The 20,524-nt window shown below is 53.7% G+C and carries 19 protein-coding genes; 8 read left to right on the forward strand and 11 right to left on the reverse strand.

Features of this window, described 5'->3' with window-relative positions; translation table 11 throughout:
• The first annotated feature begins 85 nt into the window (after nt 1-85).
• Nucleotides 86-3,526: a PA14 domain-containing protein gene (locus LX66_RS18095; RefSeq protein ID WP_145716173.1), complete on the forward strand. Its 3,441-nt coding sequence runs from the start codon at nt 86-88 to the stop codon at nt 3,524-3,526.
• Nucleotides 3,527-3,702: 176 nt separating this feature from the next.
• Nucleotides 3,703-4,596, forward strand: a complete 894-nt coding sequence (locus LX66_RS18100; protein ID WP_145716175.1) for an alpha/beta fold hydrolase — start codon at nt 3,703-3,705, stop codon at nt 4,594-4,596.
• An 8-nt stretch (nt 4,597-4,604) separates the two neighbouring features.
• Here the strand turns inward: LX66_RS18100 and LX66_RS18105 are convergent, their stop codons facing one another.
• Entirely contained in the window at nt 4,605-5,285 is a 681-nt protein-coding gene (locus LX66_RS18105; protein WP_145716177.1) for a potassium channel family protein, read from the reverse strand.
• A 12-nt stretch (nt 5,286-5,297) separates the two neighbouring features.
• Entirely contained in the window at nt 5,298-7,106 is a 1,809-nt protein-coding gene (locus LX66_RS18110) for a TrkH family potassium uptake protein (RefSeq protein ID WP_145716179.1), read from the reverse strand.
• A gap of 145 nt (nt 7,107-7,251) precedes the next feature.
• Here LX66_RS18110 and LX66_RS18115 point away from each other — a divergent pair, with 145 nt between their 5' ends.
• Nucleotides 7,252-8,097: a universal stress protein gene (locus tag LX66_RS18115; RefSeq protein WP_145716181.1), complete on the forward strand. Its 846-nt coding sequence runs from the start codon at nt 7,252-7,254 to the stop codon at nt 8,095-8,097.
• A 12-nt stretch (nt 8,098-8,109) separates the two neighbouring features.
• Nucleotides 8,110-9,096, forward strand: a complete 987-nt coding sequence (locus LX66_RS18120; protein ID WP_145716183.1) for a sodium:calcium antiporter — start codon at nt 8,110-8,112, stop codon at nt 9,094-9,096.
• A 3-nt stretch (nt 9,097-9,099) separates the two neighbouring features.
• Here the strand turns inward: LX66_RS18120 and LX66_RS18125 are convergent, their stop codons facing one another.
• The 3 genes from LX66_RS18125 to LX66_RS18135 form a co-directional block, all read right to left on the reverse strand.
• A complete protein-coding gene (locus LX66_RS18125; protein WP_145716185.1) occupies nt 9,100-9,813 on the reverse strand; it encodes a 2OG-Fe(II) oxygenase in 714 nt (237 codons plus the stop codon).
• A gap of 68 nt (nt 9,814-9,881) precedes the next feature.
• Nucleotides 9,882-11,534: a M1 family metallopeptidase gene (locus LX66_RS18130; RefSeq protein ID WP_158642671.1), complete on the reverse strand. Its 1,653-nt coding sequence runs from the start codon at nt 11,532-11,534 to the stop codon at nt 9,882-9,884.
• A gap of 7 nt (nt 11,535-11,541) precedes the next feature.
• A complete protein-coding gene (locus tag LX66_RS18135; protein ID WP_145716188.1) occupies nt 11,542-12,528 on the reverse strand; it encodes an ABC transporter ATP-binding protein in 987 nt (328 codons plus the stop codon).
• 96 nt (nt 12,529-12,624) lie between these two features.
• Between LX66_RS18135 and LX66_RS18140 the strand changes: the two genes are divergently transcribed.
• Entirely contained in the window at nt 12,625-12,885 is a 261-nt protein-coding gene (locus LX66_RS18140; RefSeq protein ID WP_145716190.1) for a hypothetical protein, read from the forward strand.
• A 62-nt stretch (nt 12,886-12,947) separates the two neighbouring features.
• Here the strand turns inward: LX66_RS18140 and LX66_RS18145 are convergent, their stop codons facing one another.
• Nucleotides 12,948-13,646 carry a uracil-DNA glycosylase family protein gene (locus LX66_RS18145; protein ID WP_145716192.1) on the reverse strand — a complete coding sequence of 233 codons (699 nt, stop codon included), beginning with the start codon at nt 13,644-13,646 and terminating at the stop codon, nt 12,948-12,950.
• A 182-nt stretch (nt 13,647-13,828) separates the two neighbouring features.
• Between LX66_RS18145 and LX66_RS18150 the strand changes: the two genes are divergently transcribed.
• Nucleotides 13,829-15,391, forward strand: a complete 1,563-nt coding sequence (locus LX66_RS18150; RefSeq protein ID WP_145716194.1) for a hypothetical protein — start codon at nt 13,829-13,831, stop codon at nt 15,389-15,391.
• Nucleotide 15,392: 1 nt separating this feature from the next.
• Here LX66_RS18150 and LX66_RS18155 read toward each other — a convergent pair whose 3' ends face one another.
• From LX66_RS18155 to LX66_RS18175, 5 genes are read right to left on the reverse strand one after another with little or no spacing between them, the layout of a single operon-like run.
• Entirely contained in the window at nt 15,393-15,971 is a 579-nt protein-coding gene (locus LX66_RS18155) for a YdeI/OmpD-associated family protein (protein WP_145716196.1), read from the reverse strand.
• A gap of 38 nt (nt 15,972-16,009) precedes the next feature.
• Nucleotides 16,010-16,576: a DUF4256 domain-containing protein gene (locus LX66_RS18160; protein ID WP_145716198.1), complete on the reverse strand. Its 567-nt coding sequence runs from the start codon at nt 16,574-16,576 to the stop codon at nt 16,010-16,012.
• Nucleotides 16,577-16,581: 5 nt separating this feature from the next.
• Nucleotides 16,582-16,971, reverse strand: coding sequence for a DoxX family protein (locus LX66_RS18165; RefSeq protein ID WP_145716200.1), 390 nt, complete (start codon nt 16,969-16,971; stop codon nt 16,582-16,584).
• Nucleotides 16,972-16,983: 12 nt separating this feature from the next.
• Nucleotides 16,984-17,451 carry an SRPBCC family protein gene (locus tag LX66_RS18170; protein WP_145716202.1) on the reverse strand — a complete coding sequence of 156 codons (468 nt, stop codon included), beginning with the start codon at nt 17,449-17,451 and terminating at the stop codon, nt 16,984-16,986.
• A 6-nt stretch (nt 17,452-17,457) separates the two neighbouring features.
• The gene (locus tag LX66_RS18175; protein ID WP_145716205.1) at nt 17,458-17,781 is read right to left on the reverse strand and encodes an ArsR/SmtB family transcription factor; all 324 of its coding nucleotides are present in this window, start codon (nt 17,779-17,781) and stop codon (nt 17,458-17,460) included.
• A gap of 105 nt (nt 17,782-17,886) precedes the next feature.
• On the opposite strand from LX66_RS18175, the gene LX66_RS18180 reads away from it, so the two are divergent.
• Together LX66_RS18180 and LX66_RS18185 are read left to right on the forward strand one after the other, a co-directional pair.
• Entirely contained in the window at nt 17,887-18,546 is a 660-nt protein-coding gene (locus LX66_RS18180) for a DinB family protein (RefSeq protein ID WP_145716207.1), read from the forward strand.
• A gap of 19 nt (nt 18,547-18,565) precedes the next feature.
• Nucleotides 18,566-20,524 (forward strand): hypothetical protein, encoded by a 1,959-nt coding sequence (locus LX66_RS18185; RefSeq protein WP_145716209.1) that lies wholly within the window; start codon nt 18,566-18,568, stop codon nt 20,522-20,524.

A 20,524-nucleotide genomic window follows, 5' to 3' on the forward strand; every position in this document is an offset into this window, starting at 1 on the left:
TAACGCTGGTGTTTCGACGAAACACTGTTGTTACAGGAATTATTAATTCTTAATTATTAATTATATAACCCGAAAACCCTTCTTTATGAAAACAACTCTATTCCCTCAATTACTGGGTATTTTGCTGGCATGCGGCCTGCAGGTACCGGTTGCCAGTGCGCAGCCGGTGCCTGACCGTGTGCAGGGCAGTCCTTACCCTTACACAGCGGTACCGGACCGGCTGTACCTCACCTCGGAAAACTATTCTCCTTCGGAGCGGGTGGCCCTGCAAACGCTGATGGGCGTTATTGCGCAGGAGAAGCCGGAAATTCTCCGCGATATCTCCGGTCACCGGGGCCTGGTGGAAAAGACCGGGATCACCATTGACGACACCTACTACACGAATTTTCCCGGGCTGCTGGCGCATTTCGCCGGCAGGCTGGACGGGTACATCCTCTGCAACGCCAAAGACCGCTCCACCAATGTGGCCATTTCGCTGGCCGGCGTGATGAATGCCGTAGCCATCCCGGCGGACATTGAGCAAACCGCCATCAATGCCGGGCTGACCATGCTGCTGGATGTGCGGGGCCGGAACGAGTCCTGGGCGCTGGCCCACTACGGCCACCTGTTCAGCAAAAACATCGCTTCCTACCAACAAAGCTCCGACGACCGGGTAGGCTTCCTGGCTGACTACAGCACCTATACGAAAGCTTTCCAGTTCTGGGACGATTCTCCCACCGGCCCCTTGGCAGACAGCGTGTACAACCGCATGAACAAAGGCGCCGCCTTCTTTGGCTGGGGCCCGCAGGAGTATGAAACGGTGGAGCAGTTGTCACAGCACTCCATGATGATTCTGCCGTCGGACTGGGCGCCTAACCTGTCTGCCCTCACCAATATCCCGGCCACCAAAGATTCGTTTCGCCAGAAAGACCCCATCCAACCTTTTGAAGTGGTGCCCAACGTGCACACCGTCTGCTTTGTGATCAGCGACGGGGACAATGTGCAATGGCTGCTGGGAACGCACGATAACATGAACAACTGGAACAATCCCAACCGCGGCCGTGTAAACCTGGGATGGACCATTTCCCCCTCCCTGGCGGAACTGGCCCCCGTGGTATATGAAAAGTACATAGACAATTGCCTGACCACTCCCGATGGCCGGAACGTGCTGATAGCCGGTCCTTCCGGCAGGGGCTACCATTTGCCCGGCCGCTATCCCGACGCCGACCTGGAAACGGAATGCACCCTGCTGAACCGGTACATGAAAAAAGCAGACCTGCGCATTGTGAACATCATTGATGCGGACGATAGTGATAACGATCCCTCTGCCTACCTGGAGCAGGACAATATTGACGCGCTGTTCTACTACAGCTATGGCGCCAACTATACCGGGCGTGCCGGGCAGATAGACTGGTATGGCGACAAGCCCTCTATCGGTGGCCGGTATACGCTATGGGGCACTTTATCTTCCCCGCAGTCGCTGGCCGCGCAACTGAACCAGGCTTCCACGGATATCTATTCCGGGGATGGCTACAGCCTCATTTCCGTGCATGTTTGGTCCAGGAGCGTGAACGATGTGCTGGACTGCATTAGTCGTTTAGGCCCCAACGTAAGGGTAGTGGCGCCCGATGAATTTGTATGGCTCATCCGCAAAAACCTGAAAGGATTACCCGCAGGCACCGGCAACGGGTTGAAAGCACAGTACTACGACGGGTACCACCATAACGCATTAAAATACGAGCAGACGGACCGCAACGTGGATTTTGACTGGGGCGCAGGCTCGCCCAATGATTCCCTGCTGGGGGTGAACCAGTTCTCCGTGAAATGGTCCGGGCAGGTACAGCCTCTGTACTCCGGGCAGTATACCTTTTACGTGTACTCCGATGATGGCGTAAAGCTGACTGTCAACGGCCAGTCCCTGATCGATGATTACAACACGCAGGGCGCCTATACCCGCAGCGGTTCCATCACGCTTACAGCCGGGCAAAAGTATGATATCGAGCTGCGCTATGCGGAAGGCAACGGCGATGCCTTCTGCCACCTGGAATGGCAGAGCGCCCGGCAGCAGCGCCAGGTGATCCCCCGGGCGCAGTTGTACAGCCGGCCTGCCTCTACAGCAGGCCCGGTAACGGTGTACCAGCATGCCAACTACGGCGGCTTTCACGCCGGGTTGCCCATCGGCAGCTACAAACTGGCCGGCATGGCATTGAAAGGCATCCGCAACAATGAAATTTCCTCCCTGAAAATCAGGGAAGGGTATAAGGTGGTGCTCTATAAGCAGGATAATTTCCAGGGCGATTCCCTGGTGCTGACCGGCAACGCCATGCACCTGCCGGGCTGGAATGACAGCGCCAGCTCCATGCGCGTGCTGGCCAATGGCGATCCCGGACTGGCCGGCACCTATACGATTAGGAATGTGAACAGCGGCTTGTTCCTGGATGTGCGGGGCGGCACTGGCGGCCTGGGAGACGGCGTGAACATACAGCTATGGAATGGTACCGGTGCGGCTAACCAGACCTTTAACCTCAGGCACCTGGGCGACGGGCGCTACACCATCACGGCCTACCACAGCGCCAAAAACCTGGATGTGGCGCAATCCGATACTGCCGAAAACGCCAATATCTGGCAATGGACCGGCACCGGCGCCGCCAACCAGCAGTTCATAGCCTTACCGGCCGGTAACGGGTATTACAAGTTCGTTTCCGTGTTGAGCGGCAAGGTGATCGCTATCCGCAATGAAAGCACCGCCCCGGAAGCCAACGTGGAGCTGCATATGGATACGGCCCAGGCATCCGCCCGCTGGGAGCTGATCGTACAACCGCCCATGGGCAACGGCAACGGTCTTACTGCAGACTATTACAATGGCATGAACTTCGAGACCTTTGTTTTGTCCCGGATCGATCCCAAAGTGGATTTTGACTGGGGCGAAGGCGCACCGGCCGACAGTATTAACGCAGACGGCTACTCGGTAAGGTGGACCGGGAAGATAGAGCCCCGGTACTCCGGCGAGTATACCTTTTACATCACCAGCGATAACGGCCGGCGGCTGTGGGTCAATAACCAGTTGGTCATTGACAAATGGATAGACGATTGGGACGTGGAATACTCCGGTACCATAACCTTGACGGCCGGTCAACAGTACGACATAAAACTGGAATATTTCGAGAACTACGGCGGGGCCAACTGCCGCCTGCGCTGGTCCAGCGCCTCGCAGCCTAAGGAGATCATTCCTCAGCACCAGTTGTATGCAACACCTTCAGCCGCTGCCGGCGCGCGCATGATGATGGTCAATAGCAAGCCGGCAGCAGGAGAGGACAATCGCGACATCCTGCTGTATCCCAATCCTGCTTCCGGCAATATCCGGCTGCAGTTCAAGGGCAAACAGGCCAGGATGATCATGTACGATGTGTCCGGCCAGGTGGTGATGCCGGCGCGTATTATCAGCTCCGGCGAAGCGGTGGATATATCCACCCTGCAGGACGGGCTGTACCTGATCCGCATAGAAGTGGACGGGGTGACGACAACGAAGCGTTTATTTAAGGGATAGATAGAATGATGCATGATGTGACAGTCATCATGGCTGGGCCGCTCCGGTATGGAGCGGCCATTTTTATTTCCATGCGCTTGTCGCAACTCCCCCTGTAAATGTCAGGTTTCCCCCCGGCCCGAACGCCGGCGCCCGGGTATCTTTGTGACATCAAAAACAAAAAAAACGATCTGTACATGAAAAAGTATCTTATTTCGGCCATGGTCATCGCAACCTGCATGGCGGCCGCAGGCAGCATACAGGCGCAGGATGCCACCGGGAAAGGCTATGCCCGGGTAAATGGTATTAAAATGTATTATGAGATCAGCGGTACAGGCGAGCCGCTCCTGTTGCTGCACGGCGGCCTGGGCTCCATGGGTATGTTTGAGCGGATAATGCCTGCAATAAATGCCGGGCGGCAGGTAATTGCCGTTGATCTTTACGGGCACGGCCGTACGGCATTGACTGACCGGCCCGTCAGCTACATCGATATGGCCGATGATCTCGCCGCGTTGCTCCGGCAGCTTGGGATCAAGCAGGTAGATGTGCTGGGTTATTCAATGGGAGGTATCGCCGGGCTGCGGCTGGCTATACAACACCCCGGGTTGGTACGCCGGCTGGCCCTTGTGTCAACAGTCTTTGCACGGGACGGTTTCTACCCGGACATACTGGCGCAACAGGAACAGATGAACGCCGGCGCCGCAGCATTGCTGAAGCAAACGCCCATTTACAAGTCCTATGCAGCCATTGCCCCCCAGCCGGAAGATTTTCCAAAGCTGCTGGAACAGATGGGGCAGATGATGAAGCGCCCCTTTGATTGGTCTGCAGAAGTGGCCAGGCTCGAAATGCCGGTTATGCTGGTGTATGGCGATGGAGACATGATACGTCCTGCGCATATCGTAAAATTCTATGAGCTGCTGGGCGGCGGTAAGAAAGACGCCGGCTGGAACCGGGAAAACATGCCGCAAAACCGTCTCGCCATCCTGCCTAACCACACCCACTATGATATGTTGATGGCGCCTGAGCTCCCGCAGACCGTGCGGCCTTTCCTGGATGGAAAGATGCAGGCCAGGCCAGAGCTGGAACATTGATATCACCTTTAGTCCACAAACGACTGCAGGTCATGCGCGGTGCCAAAGATCAGCAGCGTATCGTCCGGTAGCAGCACCGTATCCGGCTTTACCGGGCCCATGGCATGCGGCACCGCGCTTTCACTGCCAAAAATATTCTTGCCATGCTCGTCTCGGGTGATGGTGACCAGCACCAGGCGGTATTTCTCAGCAAACCGGATGGACTCCACGGTCTTGTTTACATAACGCTCCGGCACCTGTACTTCCAGCAGGCGGTAATCGTCCCGGAAACGGTAGGAGTTGAGCACGCCCGGCAGGTCCAGCTTAAAGGCCAGCCGCTCCGCGGATGACGCTTCCGGGTATACGAATTCCTCGATACGCATGGCTTCCAGCACAATCTGCTGCAGGGGAGAGGTAACCCGGCAGATGATGCGCTTAACGCCTATCTGCTTCAGCAGGGCCGTGACCATGATGGTAATGCCTTCATTTTCGCCGATGCCTACAATGGCGGCATCCGTATCGTGCAGGGGCAGTTGCTGCATGCCTTCGCGGTGCGTGGCGTCCAGTGTAATGGTATGGGTAATGCTGGAGCTGTATTTGTCTACCAACTCCTGCTTGAGGTCCACGCCGATCACTTCATGTCCCAGGCTTACCAGTTGTTGTGATAAAGCGGCGCCGAAATTGCCCAGTCCGAATACAATGAATTTCATCTGTTAATATTTTTAGAACGTAATATCTTCTTTAGGATACCGGTAATACAATTGCTGCTGCTGCTTTACAAAAGCCATGATCAGCGTGAGCGTACCCACCCTGCCAATGAACATGGTCAGCACCAGCACCAGCTTGCTAAGGCCGGACAGCTCCGGCGTAATGCCCAGTGTAAGGCCTACGGTGCTGAATGCCGAAAATGCCTCAAAGGCGATCTGGATCAGCCCTTTGTCGCCATCCCGTATGGAAATCAGGAATACGGCAATGCCGATCACCAGCAACGACAGCAGCATGATAGCAAAGGCCCGCCGCACGGAGGGCGCGGATATTTCCGTGTTGAAGAACTCGGACCGGTCCTTTCCTCGCACCACGCTCGTCATGTTCAGCACCGCCACTGCAAAGGTAGTGGTCTTGATACCACCGCCCGTAGAGCCGGGGGAGGCCCCGATCCACATTAGCAAGAGGTAGATCATCACGGTGGAGAGGTTGAGGCCCGAGATGTTCACCGTATCAAATCCCGCGGTGCGGGGCGTCACCGATCCGAAGAAAGCCGTCACCATCTTGCCCCAGAGGGAGGGATGCTGCTGCAGCGTGCCGCGCCACTCGAAGGCCAGGTAGGCTATAAAGCCCGTTACCAGCAAAAAGAAGCTGGTGACCAGCGCCAGGCGGGAATTGATGTTGATGAGCCGCGGAATATGGATACGCTTGCCCCTCCGCTGCAGGCGCCACCAGCCGTTAGTGGCTTTCACCCGTATGTAGGAGAACAGGTTAAAGGTGATCGGGAAACCCAGTCCGCCCAGGATGATCAGCAGGGCGATCAGGAGCTGGAAGGAGTAATTGAACCGCAGCCCTTCGTGGTACAGGCCATTGGAGTAGGTGGAAAATCCTGCATTGCAAAAGGCCGATACCGAATGGAACACGGAGAAGAACAGCTTGTCCAGCTTTCTTTCAAAAAGCTCCGGCCCGGTAGTGAAATAAATGCCGGCCGCGCCGATGGCCTCAAAGAAAAAAGTGACCAGCACAATGCGGGACACCAGGTGCATCACGTTTCCCAGCTTGTTGCTGAGGAACATGTTCCGGAAGGCCAGCTCGTTGCGGAACGATATGCTGCCTGTAATGGCATAGCTCAAAAGCCCGGTGAAGGTCATAATGCCCAGGCCTCCCGCCTGTATCAGCAGCAGCAGGATCACCTGTCCGAAAACCGTGAATTCCCTGGCGGTGTCTGTTACCGCCAGCCCCGTTACGCATACGGCGCTCGTAGAAGTGAACAGCGCGTCCGTCAGCGACAGGCCGCGATGGGTGGCATAAGGCAGGCTTAACAGCAATGTGCCCAGCAGCACCATCAGCGCAAAGCTGGCTACGAACAGGAGGGCGGAATTGGGCGCCTTCCTGGGGGAAAACCGGATGATCAGCGACAGCTCCGCCAGCGCTACAAAGGAAATACAGGTATATAACAGTATTTTGTAAAGCAGGTACAGGTTGCTGTCATGTTGAACCATTGATCTTTTCAGCGGCAACAGCACCACGTAGCAGCAGATGGTGATCAGCCAGAGCCCCAGGGAAATGAGGCGTGCACGTAATTTCCTTTTTTCAAATATCCCGGCCAGCCAGCGCAGGCCCATCATGATCACCAGGCCGGGTAGTAAAAGCGAGAGCCAGTAATTGACCGTGGCGTCGTTGGTCTGAAAGTGGTTGAAACCGGTATCATACAAGATCCAGCAGAAGGCAATAAGTAAAAAAACAGGTATCAGTACCTGGCACATTTTGTTAATGGCTGTAACGATCCACCAGTGCCGGGCGCTGTTTTTGTCGGGTCTTGTCATAACGATCTGGCTGTAATTTCCGTATCAGTGTACGCTGAAAGTACCGAAAATTTTTATTAACGACAATCAAACAAATACCTGACCCCGGTCATTACTCCCGCTGCTGCGCTGTCCTACTTTTGGTATATCAACAAATATCAGCGTCATGAAAACCATCCTGGTGCCTACGGATTTTTCCGTAAATGCTTATAAAGCCCTGCAATACGCGGTGGAGATCAGTAAAAGAAATCAAGCGACGATTGTATTGATGCACGCATGCCAGTTGCTGGAAAGCCCCTTTGTGGACCGCCAGGCATTGCGTGCTGCTTATAACCGGAACCTGGTGGAAGAGATCGCCGGGGAGCTGAAGGTTTGGAAAAGTAAGGTCACGGAAAAAGCCAAAGGCGTAAAAATACTGACCCGCATTTACAAGGGATCCGTGCAGAAAAGTATCCTGCAATGCGCTATTGAGCATGTGGCGGACCTGGTCATTATGGGCACGCAGGGCGCTTCCGGGCTGAAGGAGGTAGTTATCGGCAGCACTACCGCCAGCCTGATCAGCAAAAGCACGATACCGGTGCTGGCTATTCCCATTACCTACCAATGGAAAACGCCGGCCAACATACTCTTCTGCACCAAAGGCTTTGAGACCGGCGCCGGGCCGGATGCGCCGCTGGCCGACATAGCGGCCCTGTTTTCCGCTCAACTGCATGTAGCCGTCTTTAACGAAGTAGATAAAGTGGAGATCCACGAATACCTGGAGCATGATACGGCATTGACGGACTACCGCAAAAGTTTCCGGAAAAAATACAAGCTCCCGGTAGCATCTGCCATACAGTTGGAAGGGGATGATTTTGAGACCACCCTGCAGGAGTATGTTAGCCGGCTGGATATAGATATGTTGGCCATGGTACCGCACCGGCACGGGTTTATGGACCGGTTACTGCACAGGAGCCGCACCAGGCAAATGGCCTATCATACTAAAATTCCTTTACTGGCCATACCGGGCTAATACCAGGTGATTATGCTGCCGGATCTGTTACTTTTCAGCGCCTGCGCGGTCGTTATTTTCATTGCAGGCAGGAAATTGTCCTATTACGGGAACCTCATCGCCATCAAGACCGGTATCGGGAAAGCCTGGATCGGGCTGGTGCTGGTGGCGGCGGTTACTTCGCTGCCGGAGCTGGTGGTGGGCATCGGCTCCGTTACCATTGTAAAATCCGCCGACCTGGCCCTTGGCGACATTGCAGGCAGTTGCGCGTTTAACCTGCTGCTGCTGTCCCTGTTAGATTTCATGTCCCCCAAACCCTTGCTGGGCAGGGCCGCCAATACGCATGTGCTGGCCGCTTCCATGAGCATCCTCTTGCTGGCCATTGTCGGTATCGGGCTGTTCCTGCCGGTGGACATCTCTATTGCAGGATGGCTGAGCGCCGTATCCCTCCTGGCTTTCATTGTATACTTCATTACCATAAGGCTGCTTTTCAACTACGAGAAAAGGAACCATCATACGGAAGCGGAAGTGGCCGCTACCGGTATGCCCCTGCGGGTGGCGGTCCGCTACTATATTTTCAACAGCCTTTTTATCGTGGCGGCAGCCATCATGCTACCCACTTTCGCGGAAGGTATTGCGTTGAAAAGTGGCCTGGGGCTGACTTTTGTAGGTACGCTGTTCCTGGCGGCCAGCACCTCCCTGCCGGAGGTAGCCGTATCCGGCAGCGCACTCCGCGCCGGCAACGTGGATATTGCCGTGGGCAACATCCTGGGTAGCAACATCTTCAATATTTTTATTCTTGCGCTGGATGATCTTTTTTATGCAGGCGGCAGCCTGCTGTTCAATGCCTCCGACATCAACCTGGTTTCCATATTTGCGGCCATCATGATGACCACCGTGGCCATTGCCGGGCTGATGATCAAACTGCCGGAAAAAGGCTTCCTGCTTACCTGGGACACCTTCGTGATCCTGCTGATCTTCCTCTTTAACCTGCTGCTGCTGTACTGGCTGAAGGCCTAACGGTCAACTGAGGGCATCGTGAAAGATAATGCCCAGCGTATGCCGGCGGCCGCTGCGCAGCGGGCTGACCCCGTGCTTCATATGCACCCGGTAGTACCCTTTGCTGCCTTTTGCCGGCCGGAAACTGGTGGTAAACAACAGCATATCGCCGCGCCGGGGCTGTAGCACGTTGGCCTTCGATTGCGCACGGGGCACCTGCTCCGTGAGCACAAATTCGCCGCCGGTATAATCCTGGCCCGCTTCGTCCAGGAACAGCACCAGTTGCATGGGGAAAAAGATATCGCCGTAAAGGTCCTGGTGCAGGGTGTTAAAGCCGCCCTCACCATATTGCAGGATCAGCACCGTAGGCTGGGTCTGGCCCTGCTGATGGCAGCGCGCCTGCAGCGCTGCATGGTCAGGAGGAAAGCGTTGCGCCATGCCCAGCACCTCCATCCACTTATTGGCAATGGGCGCCAGGTAAGGGTACACCGTTTGCCGGATATCCTCTATTAGGGCCGGCAGGGGATACCGGAAGTATTTGTATTCGCCCGCGCCAAAGCGGTACCGCTCCATACTGATGGTTTTACGGTAAAGATGATCGGTGTGGTAGGATTCAACGAGGATATCGCATTCCTTTCTGGTCAGCACATGGGGGATCACCGCGTATCCCTGGCGGTGCATGTCTTCCGCTACCTGCTCCCAGTGCTGCTCCTGCAGGCGCTCAATAATGTTTTGCATGATTCAGGCTTGTTTACGGCACGAAGGTACCGGGAGGGGAGCGGGTGCGAAACCCGGAACTTGCGGTTTTACAGGCGTGCCTGCACGCCTACATAAAAACAACTGTCTACGGTAATGGTGTGAATGTTATGCGGCAACGTTAACTCCTGCCAGGATGCGCGGGGTGTGATCCAGTGCTCTCCGCCGGCTTTTATCAGCAGTGGCATGGAAAAGTGAGGCACGCAGTTGGTGAAGCGGTAGGCCAGCGTCCGGCCGCCGATCCGGTATTCAAATACCGGCACCTGCGGCGTACGCAGGTACTGGTCAAAAACAGGGGAGAGGTCAATGCCGGACCGGGCGATGAGATAATCTTCTATTTGCCGGGAAGTAACGGTCTGGTGACGGAAATCCCGGTTCATCCCCGTCAGTATTTCCCGGAAATGGTCATCGTTATGGATCATCCGGCGGATCATGTGCAGCAGGTTCCTGCCCTTGGGATACATATCGCTGCTGCCTTCCCTGCCAACTCCATAGGGGCCTGTTATCGGTGCATCGTTACGGATATTGCGCCGTGTGCCGATCACGTAGGTGCTGCCTGCCGCGTCGCTGATAAGGTCTTTCATGTACAGTACATCCGCATAGCAGGCAAAACTTTCCTGTATCCATTTATCCGCCGGGTCGCGGGCGGTGATGTTGTTGCCGAACCATTCATGCGCGCTTTCATGCACCAGCAGGAAATCCCATTGCATGCCCCAGCCGGTGCCGGAATAGTCCCTGCCGTGATGTCCGTTCCGGTAGCCATTGCCATATGCGATGGCGCTCTGGTGCTCCATGCCATAGCCTGGGGCATCCACCAGTTGGTATCCGTCTTCATAAAAGGGATAAGGGCCGAACCAGTGCTCAAAGCATTCCATCACAAGAAAGGAGTGCGGCAGCAGGTGCGCCCGGGCCTTCTGGTAGTTATAATCCAGCACATGATAGCGCATGCTGAGATGGCCGTTTTGCCCTTGATACACCGTGTCAATAGACATATACTTACCGATGTAGGGGCAGAGATTGTAATTATTGATGGGATTTGTTACCGCCCATTTGTAGGTAACTGTATGGTCAGGATGTTGCCTTTTCGATTGCAGCCGGCCATTAGCAATGGCTGCCAGGGTATCCGGCACCCTTATCGCCAGGGAAGCGCCGTTGTCCGGTTCATCGCCCTGGTGATCTTTGCAGGGATACCAGGTGCTGGCGCCAATGCCCTGGCAGGCTACCGTCATCCAGGGCCGGTGCAGGCTGTCCTCCCCCCATATCCAGCCCCCGTCCCAGGGCGGTTGCGCAGCTTCATGGGGGCGGCCGGAATAGTAGATAGTAATCGTATTAACAGCGTTTTTGTTTTGCGTTTTCAAATGCAGGTACCATACATCTCCTTCGCGGGCAAAGGGCACATGTTCCTGGTGGTTGATCAAGGCACTATCTATGTGCAGCGGTGACCGGAGGTCTACCTGCATACGGGCGGTACGCTGTGATTGCAATACTTTGTAGGTAATGTTATTGTGCCCGGCAAGGGTGCGCGCTGTAAAAGAAGGTTGTATGCACAGGTCGTACCGCAGCACATCCCACCAGGCCCGTTCCGGGGTAATAGAGCCGCGCAGCGTGTCCTGCCGCGTCAGGTGTGTTTTATTATTCCAGGGTTGGGCCTGCGCTGCCTGGGAATATATACAGGGTAACAACAGCCAGAGGAGTCTTTTCATATGTACCTTAAATATACCAAACATCCGTTCCCCGCCATCCCACGTACACGGTATCTCCCTTCTTAACATCACAGGTGATCATTCTGACCGTCACCATTGTTTTCCCGGGCACTTGTACCGCTATATCGTAATAGCCGCCCCAGAAAGTGATCGCCTGCACTTTTCCTTTCAGCGCGTCCGGCTGTGGGGCCGTGAGGGTAAACTGTTCCGGGCGTGCAAACAGGCTTTTGCCGTTGGATGTTATGCCCGGCAGGGCGGACAGATGGCGGAGACCGTCCGGGGGCACCAGGTTGTATTTGCCCAGCAGGCCGGCCGCATACGCATCCACGGGCTGGTAATACACCTGCTGCGGCGCGCCCCGCTGCAATAGTTGCCCGGCTTTCATGATGAACAGCTCGTCGGCCCAGGAAAGGATATCATGCGGGTCGTGCGATATCAGCATGCAGGTGATCTCCAGGCTTTCGCCAATGTCGTGGATCACGGACTTCAGCAGGTTTTTATGGATCATGTCCAGGTTGGAAAAAGGTTCGTCCAGCAGCAGCAGGCGGGGAGCGGTGGTTAGCAGCCGGGCCAGCGCGATCCGTTGCGCCTCACCGCCGGACAACTCATCCGTGCGGCGCTGCAGCAGGTGGTTGATCCTGCAGATGGCGTATATGTTCCTGGCCTCGTCTTCGGTTAGTTGGTTGGCGTAGGAGAGGATCTCCTCCACCCGGTAATGATGGCGCAGCTCAAAGTACTGGGAAAGATAGGCAATGCCTTCGTGCCCCGGTATCAATACCTCCAGGGGGCCTTCCACGCGTTTGTCCTCAAACAGCACCTCTCCGGTATCCGGCTGGGACAGCCCTGCAATCACTTTCAGCAGGGTGCTCTTGCCGGAGCCGGTTTCGCCTGCAATGGCAATTTTCCGGAACCGTGGTAATGTAAAGCTGATGTCCTTCAGAATAAAAGCGCCTGCCTGCTGCTTGCTGATGCCCGATACTTTTAACAATTCCATAAGGGGTTAAAAGTAGCTAATATTTGCCTGTTTACAACGGGTTAACTCCTGGTATGATGGATAACAATTAATTTCCTGTAATAAACCCAGTGGCTTATGGATTACATGATCACCCATTACCAGATTACCCCGCTTGTGCACGGTGTAAGAAAATGCAGGTTTATCTATGCAATGGATGATGGAACCATTACCGTGGTAGTTGCAAACGGGCGGAAAAAAATGCAGGATTTCCTGGCTAATTCCGGCGCCATATTGCTGGATGAGGACGACCACATTTACGAGAAAGCCAGCGAGCTGCGGCGCATGCTGCAAAAACGGCCCACCTCCCGGGAGGAATTAGTAATTAATGATGAATAATTAATAATTTCCGCAACACCCATGTTTCACGGAGCACCGGTGTTACGACTATGAATTATTAATTATTCATTATTAATTTTTAAAGCGGCCAGGTATTTATCCACGTAGGTTTGCTTGGTTTTGATCCTGTACTGCATCACGAAACGGGGATGCTCCAGCGGTACAATTTCTTCAAAGAATTTTTCCTTTGCATTCAGGGCCTGCAGGAAAGCTGCATTTTTTCCTGTGCCCATGCAATAGCATACCTTCCTGCTGATGCCAAATTCCAGTTGCGTGTGCAGGCTGTCCACGATCAGGTCTTGTACGGCGGCCGTCAGCGCCTTGCTGTCATAGTAATTATAATTCACCACCTTGCCATTGCCATTACCGGCAGTAAAGCCCAGCGGGCAAATGGAGCTGATGTAAAAGTCCCGGTAAAATGCGGCTACACCCCCGTAGGCATGGATCACATCATACACGAACACCGAGGAAGGCTCATGGGTCTTAAAACCTTTGACGTGAATGCCGCACTCCTCCGCCAGCCGCTTGGTATCGCTGAAAGGTACGCCGGTAGCGCCGGAGCCCAGCCGGCCGGGATTAATGCCCAGTATCAACCGCCGGGTATGGTTATCGTCGTAGAATTTTTTGTAAAACTGCCGCATGACGTCCAGGATATGCCCCTGTTCCCTGAAAGGGTTCATCACCTGTATGCCATCCGGAAGGGGACCTGTAAAGTCAAGGGAGCTGTTAAACTGTATCACCTGGTCTGCAAAAGTGCGCATATGGCAATTGACATCATTTTTTTAAATAAAAGGATTTAATACATAATAATAGGTAAATTTAGCAGGAATTGATACCTGTTTTTATGAGATGCCCCCAAATGACAACCAGATCCCCTCATCGAGCCACTGCTGATCACATTGCTCCCGGAGCTAAACAACAAAAGGCCGTTTTTTCTTTACCAATGAAAGAGGAAAGAATTGTACAGCGGATGATCACACGGGACAGACGTGGTCTTGGGGAGATTATCAAACAACTACAGGCAAGCTATGAGTCCGTTCCCGTAGCCAGAGGATTTATTATTAATAAAGCCCTGCGGATATGGAGAGTAAATAACCAGGGGCGTACCTGGGAACAGGAGATCGCATTCACAATGAAGAATTTCGATAACGACGGAAACGTGGAGAGAGCAAACGGGGAGGTAATGCAGCACATTCAGGAAAATAATGAGGAAGGATTTTGGACTGCGTTAAAGGTTACTACGGCATTGGTGAATGAAGTTCAGCGGGGAGTGCCGCACTATCCATATAAGTCAGGAGCAGACAGGAATGTGTATGGAGAAACTGAAAAGGGCATTCCTTCCACTGTTACAACAGCCTGGCATGCAGCGCGGCTCAGGGAGAAATTACAACAGCAAAAAGTATGGAAGTACAAGGGGGATAACAGCTCCTATAAAGGATACATGATAGGGGTAGCGGCTGATAGCAACAATCGCCTTTATGCCGCTTTTTCCGGGCAGAACGAGCCCCGTACAGCAGGTCGCGACCAAAATTTTACCCGTATAGCCCAAATGCAGCAGCTAAGAGTATTCAATACACAATTTACCGTCCTGGAAGATTTCAGGAACAAAGTAGCAACTGTACAACAGGCCACCCTCAGCAAGCACCGGGATAGTGATAACCATGAGTACGACGTAGTGGAAGACATCTCGCAGGCAGGTGCGGAGAAGGGCCGTGCGGCCTTGGCTTCCTGTGCCGGGGCCAAACTGGCCGGCGTCGTTCCTGTAATGATGACGGAAGTATTTGTTGCGCCGGACGACAGTACGGTTACCATTAAGGATCAAATTGGCCGGGACCGGCGTTATAATAACAGGTCCGAATCTGTACCATCCTGCCTGAATTGCCAGTTCATGATCCCCTACATACAAGATAAAAAAAGCATTGGTGCCATCCCGGTAGGCGAGCTGGAAGCGGAGGAGGTGCACCGGACAGTTACAAGTGCGGTTAGCCATCTGCGGGACAGGCAGGAGGTGAACAACCTGGATGTAGCGCCTATTATAGAAGCAGTTGTCAGAAAATTTCCCGGGGGGCATCAGCGTGAGTATGGTGAGGAGATCAGAGAACATGTATTGGAGATTGTGGATGCCAACATCCGGGCTTTTAATGAATTATTTCTGAAAGACCCGGATGAAGCAGTAAGGCAGGCCCCCTTGGAAATGGGGAGAAAGATTCTCAGGACAGAGAAGGAACGGAAGGAATTCATGCAGGTTGTGAACGAGAAAAGGAGAGAGGAAAAGGAAAGGAAAAAGAAAGAGCATCGGCAAAAAGAACCTGAAAAAAGCAAAAAGGCGGTACCAACGCCTACCGCCACAAAGAAAGTTACGTCCCGTGATAAAATGAACAAAAAAAAATCCCACAGGAAAGATGTGCCACAGCCGGCCCGGTCCATACCTTTATTCCCGGTAGCAATGGTGGCAGTTGTGATCATTGCTGCGATCATTGCCGTCATCATCAGGTCGTTTGCATAGGCTAATCATTTATTCCCTTTCCATCCATGATCTGCGGGATATATTTTTCTATTCTCGACACCCGGGTCCTGGACTGCTTGGCGGCTGCAAAGTGAAGCAGGTACGCTCTTTGCCGTCCCGGCGTCAACGCCTCAAAGGCGGCTTTCAACGCAGGGTTTGCATCCAGCTTCTGTTGAAATTCCCCGGGCATCGTAAAGGCTGCGGTGGGCTTTAACGCTACTTTCAAACCGGCCTTTTCCACTTCAATAGCCTCATAAATATAGGCCTTCAGCACTTGGGCCATCTTCACTATTTCCTTCACATTGGTAAAGCGCACCTGGCGCGCCGCCTGCACGTTCTTCGTTTGCTGGATAAGGATATCGTGGGTGTCATTTAACAGGGCGCCTTTGAAGAACAGGAGGGCGCAGTAATCCCTGAACCCGTGTATTAACACGATATTCCTTTCCTGGAAGGTGTAGCAGGGATTACCCCATTTCAGTTTCTCGGTCAGCCCGCAGTCAAGAACGATCTTTCTCAATTGTTCCATTTCTTTCTGCCACTTTTCATTGCGGCTCAGGAAGTCATCAACTTTAGGATTCATGTTGCATGTTATTAAAGCAGGTGAATGTAATGAATAACCTATACCCGTAGCGAGCCACGGAATCCCCGAACGCCATAGTAGGAGGAGGCCCCGTTGTGATACAGGAACACGTGGTCGTAGCGGCGGTCACAGAAGAGGGCGCCGCCAAGTTCCCGGATAGCAGCCGGTGTTTGCACCCAGCTCGATGTTTTAGTGTCAAACTCCCCGAGTTGCTGCAAGGCCCGGTATTCTTCCTCTGTTAAAAGTGCAATGCCCATGGCGGTGGCCATATCCACGGCATTGTTTTCCGGCTTGTGCTCTTTCCTGGACTCCAGCGCTTCCCGGTCGTAACAGGTATTCCTGCGGCCCCTGGGCGTTTCTGCAGCGCAATCATAGAAAATGTACTCGCCCGTCTTTTTATCCTGGCCAACCACATCCGGTTCGCCACCGCTGTTTTCCATCTCGTTCAGCGACCACAGTTTCCCGGCGCTGGCTTCCAGCTTCGCCTGTACTTTCGTCCACTCCACGCCTTTATGGCGGTGCATGTGTTTTTCAAAGCGTTTTTTTAATACGCCGAGCAGCGCTTCCCGCTGCTCCGTGGATATTTTGTTTTTACTGCTGCTCATAATGTTCATCCTTTTATATTAATGGGAGCAATTTTCCTGTTCGCGGGCCTGAAATACCAGGACGTGATTGTCAGGACCAGCAATAACAACGGGGGAAATACCTGGCTCACGGGATCGCCGGCCGCGAGGTGCGAAATGATCGCCCCGGACATGGCAAAGAAAAAGCCTGCATAAGCCCATTCCTTTACCAACGGAAATTTAGGAATAAATATGGCGATAACCCCCAGGATTTTCCAAACGCCTATAATGGTCAGGATATAAACAGGGTATCCCAAACGGGCAATGCTGTCCACTTCCTCTTTTGTTTTCATTAACTGTACGATGGCAGTTGACAGCATGCCTAAGGCCAGCCAGCAGGTGGCGATCCAGTAGATGATCTTGTTTCTTTTGCTCATGGTGACGCGGTTTTATTTTAGTTTGCCTGCAATTTTCTCCAATTCATTATGCGCCCAGTTGATCCCCTGTTTGAAGGGCAGCTTCAGGTGCTCGTCCCTCAGCGCATTTGAGCGGTATATGGTATGAATAGTAAGTTTGCTCGTGTCGTCCGTGAGCTTTTCAAATTCCATGAACTCGAGTTGCACGCCGAAAGATGCGTTGGTCATTTCAAAAGTACGGGTGATCTTCCCGTTGGGAACAAACGCATGAACGGTGCCATTGGCCTCGAACACCACGTTGCCATGGTCGTCCCTGGTTTCGAGCTGGAAACCGCCATGCTTTTTATTTTCCATCTTCAGCACCCGGGTGCCCATCCATTGCTCTACCAGTGCAGGTTCTGTACAGGCCCTGAACAATAACTCCAGGGGCAGGTTGAATTCCCTGGTGATCAGGAGGTCGTTTTTGCCTTCTTCGGCATTGACTTTTGTTTTTAGTTCCATGTGATGCTATTTTTTTGCGTTGTAGGTTTTCATAATGTCTTCCAGCTTGTTGAACCGGTCATCCCACAGTTTACGAAAAGGTTCAAGAAAATCGGCTACCTCCTTCATTTTGCCGGGATTAAAATGATAGTAAATTTCCCGGCCCTTTTGCCGTGGCTCCAGTAATTCACACTCGGTAAGTATTTGCAGGTGCCTGGAAACAGTGGGCCGGGCGGTGTCAAAGTTGGCGGCAATGGCGCCTGCTGTCATGGCCTGCGAGGCCACCAGCAGGAGTATGGCCCTTCTTGTAGGGTCTGCTATAGCTTGAAATACATCTCGTCGCAGGTTCATTGTGTAGCTATTTGACTACAAATATACGTGTAGTTATATAACTACACAATTTTTTTTGGGAAGAAATTAATTGCTAATTTCCTGCTCCAAACTAAACACATCCACATGCGCACCCGTAAAACCCTTATCGACCGCAGGAATTTCCTGAAGGCTTCGGCCACCCTCACCACTGCTGTTACCGGCCTGGGCCTGTTACCCCTGGGAGGATGGGCTGCCCCCATACCCGGCGCGGAAGCGGAAGACAACATCAACCTCATTGGCCCTAAAGCCGGCTATGCTCCCCAGGTAGGCACCCTGGTATCCATGATGAACTGGATGCGCCACGTAGTGCTGCTGTCTTTAAAAGGCCTGCAGCAGGAAGAGCTGGATTACCTGCATGACGCCAAGGCCAACACCATCGGCGCCATGCTGATGCACCTGGCGGCCACGGAACGGTTTTACCAGGCGCATACTTTTGAGGGAAAACAATGGGGCGACTGGAGTGAGCAGGATAAGCAACGCTGGACCGCAGCCTCCGAACTGGGCGAGTCCGCCCGCAAAACCATCAAAGGGCATGACCTGCAGTATTACCTGGACGCGCTGCAGGAAGTGCGCCAGCATACCCTGGACGAGCTGAAGAAAAGGGACGACCAGTGGCTGCTGGCGGTAGATAAGAAATGGTACTGGGGCCCCACCAATAACTATTGCAAATGGTTCCATGTTTGTGAGCATGAGTCCAATCACAATGGGCAGATCAAGTGGATAAAGGGCCGGTTGCCCAGGTAATTTATCGTAAACAACATGCATGTTAAGCCATCATAAAGCATCACCTGCCGCCTCCGCTTCCCGGGCGGCCGCGCACCGTCCCGGTTCAGCAGGCATCGCCAGGCCGGCGGTAGCTCAGGGGCCGTTTGCGGCGCAACGCATGCCCGCACCGCGTAGCGGCCAGCCGGTTGTACAGCGTGTCATTGCCGGCCTGGAAGCCTACCAGGACCCGGCCCATATACCAAGGGAATGGCTGGACACCTATCACCGCGATCTCCTGGACGCCCAGGCCTTCCTGTCGGAAGACCAGGTGTGGAATGTCTTTAACCGGGTGGTAGGACCGGGTATGCCATACAATTATGGCATAGCCATCAACCATGTGGGGGGCAACCACTGGACGCTTCGGTATAAAGAGGTGGATTACCAGGTGGTGGGCGATGGCAGTTGCGGCCTCCATGCCGTGCACCTGGCGCACAGCCTGCTGAATGGCGCCACCGTAGACCCAAAGGTAGCTTACAAAGCGCCCGCTGACTTCGTGAACCAGCAGCGGCAGGCGTTGTACAACAACCTGGTGCATGCGGACAATGCCGCGCAATCCAATAGGGAAGCGGCAAGGCATATCAGCCTGGCCATTACCAATACAGAGCATGTATTTGAAACCGGGTTTGGCACGGACATGCAGCGCCTGCTGCAGGAAACCGTTATCCGCAGCAACCGGGAAAACCTGAACCGCTTCCTGGACATTGGCTATGCCAATTACTGGGCGCAAAGAAAAAAAGCGATCAACGACCTGCCGAAACCTTCTGAAGCCAGGAAAATCTACCAGACGGACGAATTCCACAGGCTGGCGCAAGGCCGTGCATCGCTGAACGAGGTATTGACCTTAGCTATTTCACAGGTACACCAAAGACATAATTTTTCTGTCGCTATAGATTTTTCCCAGCCGGATTTCCAGGGCGAGATCACGAAGAGCGCCCGCTCGGCCGGGAAGAGCTTCCGGTCGCCGGCCGCCGTTAAAAAAGAAATGGAAGCGTTCAAGACGGCCTATAAACTGAAGTCCCCGAAGAAAAAGCGCTTACGCGGGGGAGGGAAGAGTTTCCTGTCAAAAGAGGAAAGGGTGGCGTTGCGTAAAAAGATGAGAAGCCCTGGCTTCCGGAAGAAGGTGATGCTGGCTTCCCGCCAGGCTGTCCTGAAGTTCAGGAAAACAGGAACAGAAAAAGGCAGCATTACCAAAATGATCAGCGAAGGTTCGCTTGACTTCAAAAGCGTGAATATGTCAAGCGCCCAGGTACTGGAAGCGCTGCACGCTTTCACCAGCAGCAAAACTACCGGGAAAAGTGACCTGGCGCTGGGATCGGGTAAGGCATCCTACACGTCCATCGGCCAGGGCGGCCTGCAGGTGAAAGGGCTGGAAACCTATCCCGAAGAGACCCGCTGGTTCCAGCAGCGGATCACGAAATGGAAGGTAAGTCCCGCGGACCTGTTCCGGGCCCTGATGACCAGGAATGAAGACGAGCTGCAAAGGCTTACCCGCGCCAATAAGACCGAAATGAAGCATATGCTCAGCTTCCGCGTATTGCAACTGGAGGAGATCTTCCGGGGGATGCAGTTCGGCATCGGGGTAGCGGCCCATTTAAACCTCGGGTTTCACGGGCAAAGCGATATCGGCAATTACCTGTACAATATGCCGATGTACGCCGGCGGCGCTACCACCAATGTTACACAAACCCAGGACTGGAACGCCCCGCACGATCCCTCCCTGTGGAGCCAGCAGGAGCAGAGCACCATGAATGGCATTCAGCAGCTCGCGGAAATGGACATGGAAGCCGGCCAGATGTATAACATGCATGCGCAGAATTTTTTGCAGCAGCTACATGCAGAGCCGGAAGAAGGAGAGGAGCCTACCGGGGAGCTGGTAGATCAAAGCTACCAGTTTATGATGTCGCCGAATCCTTATATCAACGAGGACGAAGACGATGGCGGTGAGAAAAAGATATAG

It is taken from the genome of Chitinophaga japonensis, assembly GCF_007830125.1.
GTDB lineage: Bacteria > Bacteroidota > Bacteroidia > Chitinophagales > Chitinophagaceae > Chitinophaga > Chitinophaga japonensis.

Coding starts and splice junctions, on each gene's coding strand:
- LX66_RS18095 (WP_145716173.1), top strand. CDS start 86: ATGAAAACAACTCTATTCCCTCAATTACTGGGTATTTTGCTGGCATGC.
- LX66_RS18100 (WP_145716175.1), top strand. CDS start 3,703: ATGAAAAAGTATCTTATTTCGGCCATGGTCATCGCAACCTGCATGGCG.
- LX66_RS18105 (WP_145716177.1), bottom strand. CDS start 5,285: ATGAAATTCATTGTATTCGGACTGGGCAATTTCGGCGCCGCTTTATCA.
- LX66_RS18110 (WP_145716179.1), bottom strand. CDS start 7,106: ATGACAAGACCCGACAAAAACAGCGCCCGGCACTGGTGGATCGTTACA.
- LX66_RS18115 (WP_145716181.1), top strand. CDS start 7,252: ATGAAAACCATCCTGGTGCCTACGGATTTTTCCGTAAATGCTTATAAA.
- LX66_RS18120 (WP_145716183.1), top strand. CDS start 8,110: ATGCTGCCGGATCTGTTACTTTTCAGCGCCTGCGCGGTCGTTATTTTC.
- LX66_RS18125 (WP_145716185.1), bottom strand. CDS start 9,813: ATGCAAAACATTATTGAGCGCCTGCAGGAGCAGCACTGGGAGCAGGTA.
- LX66_RS18130 (WP_158642671.1), bottom strand. CDS start 11,534: ATGAAAAGACTCCTCTGGCTGTTGTTACCCTGTATATATTCCCAGGCA.
- LX66_RS18135 (WP_145716188.1), bottom strand. CDS start 12,528: ATGGAATTGTTAAAAGTATCGGGCATCAGCAAGCAGCAGGCAGGCGCT.
- LX66_RS18140 (WP_145716190.1), top strand. CDS start 12,625: ATGGATTACATGATCACCCATTACCAGATTACCCCGCTTGTGCACGGT.
- LX66_RS18145 (WP_145716192.1), bottom strand. CDS start 13,646: ATGCGCACTTTTGCAGACCAGGTGATACAGTTTAACAGCTCCCTTGAC.
- LX66_RS18150 (WP_145716194.1), top strand. CDS start 13,829: ATGAAAGAGGAAAGAATTGTACAGCGGATGATCACACGGGACAGACGT.
- LX66_RS18155 (WP_145716196.1), bottom strand. CDS start 15,971: ATGAATCCTAAAGTTGATGACTTCCTGAGCCGCAATGAAAAGTGGCAG.
- LX66_RS18160 (WP_145716198.1), bottom strand. CDS start 16,576: ATGAGCAGCAGTAAAAACAAAATATCCACGGAGCAGCGGGAAGCGCTG.
- LX66_RS18165 (WP_145716200.1), bottom strand. CDS start 16,971: ATGAGCAAAAGAAACAAGATCATCTACTGGATCGCCACCTGCTGGCTG.
- LX66_RS18170 (WP_145716202.1), bottom strand. CDS start 17,451: ATGGAACTAAAAACAAAAGTCAATGCCGAAGAAGGCAAAAACGACCTC.
- LX66_RS18175 (WP_145716205.1), bottom strand. CDS start 17,781: ATGAACCTGCGACGAGATGTATTTCAAGCTATAGCAGACCCTACAAGA.
- LX66_RS18180 (WP_145716207.1), top strand. CDS start 17,887: ATGCGCACCCGTAAAACCCTTATCGACCGCAGGAATTTCCTGAAGGCT.
- LX66_RS18185 (WP_145716209.1), top strand. CDS start 18,566: ATGTTAAGCCATCATAAAGCATCACCTGCCGCCTCCGCTTCCCGGGCG.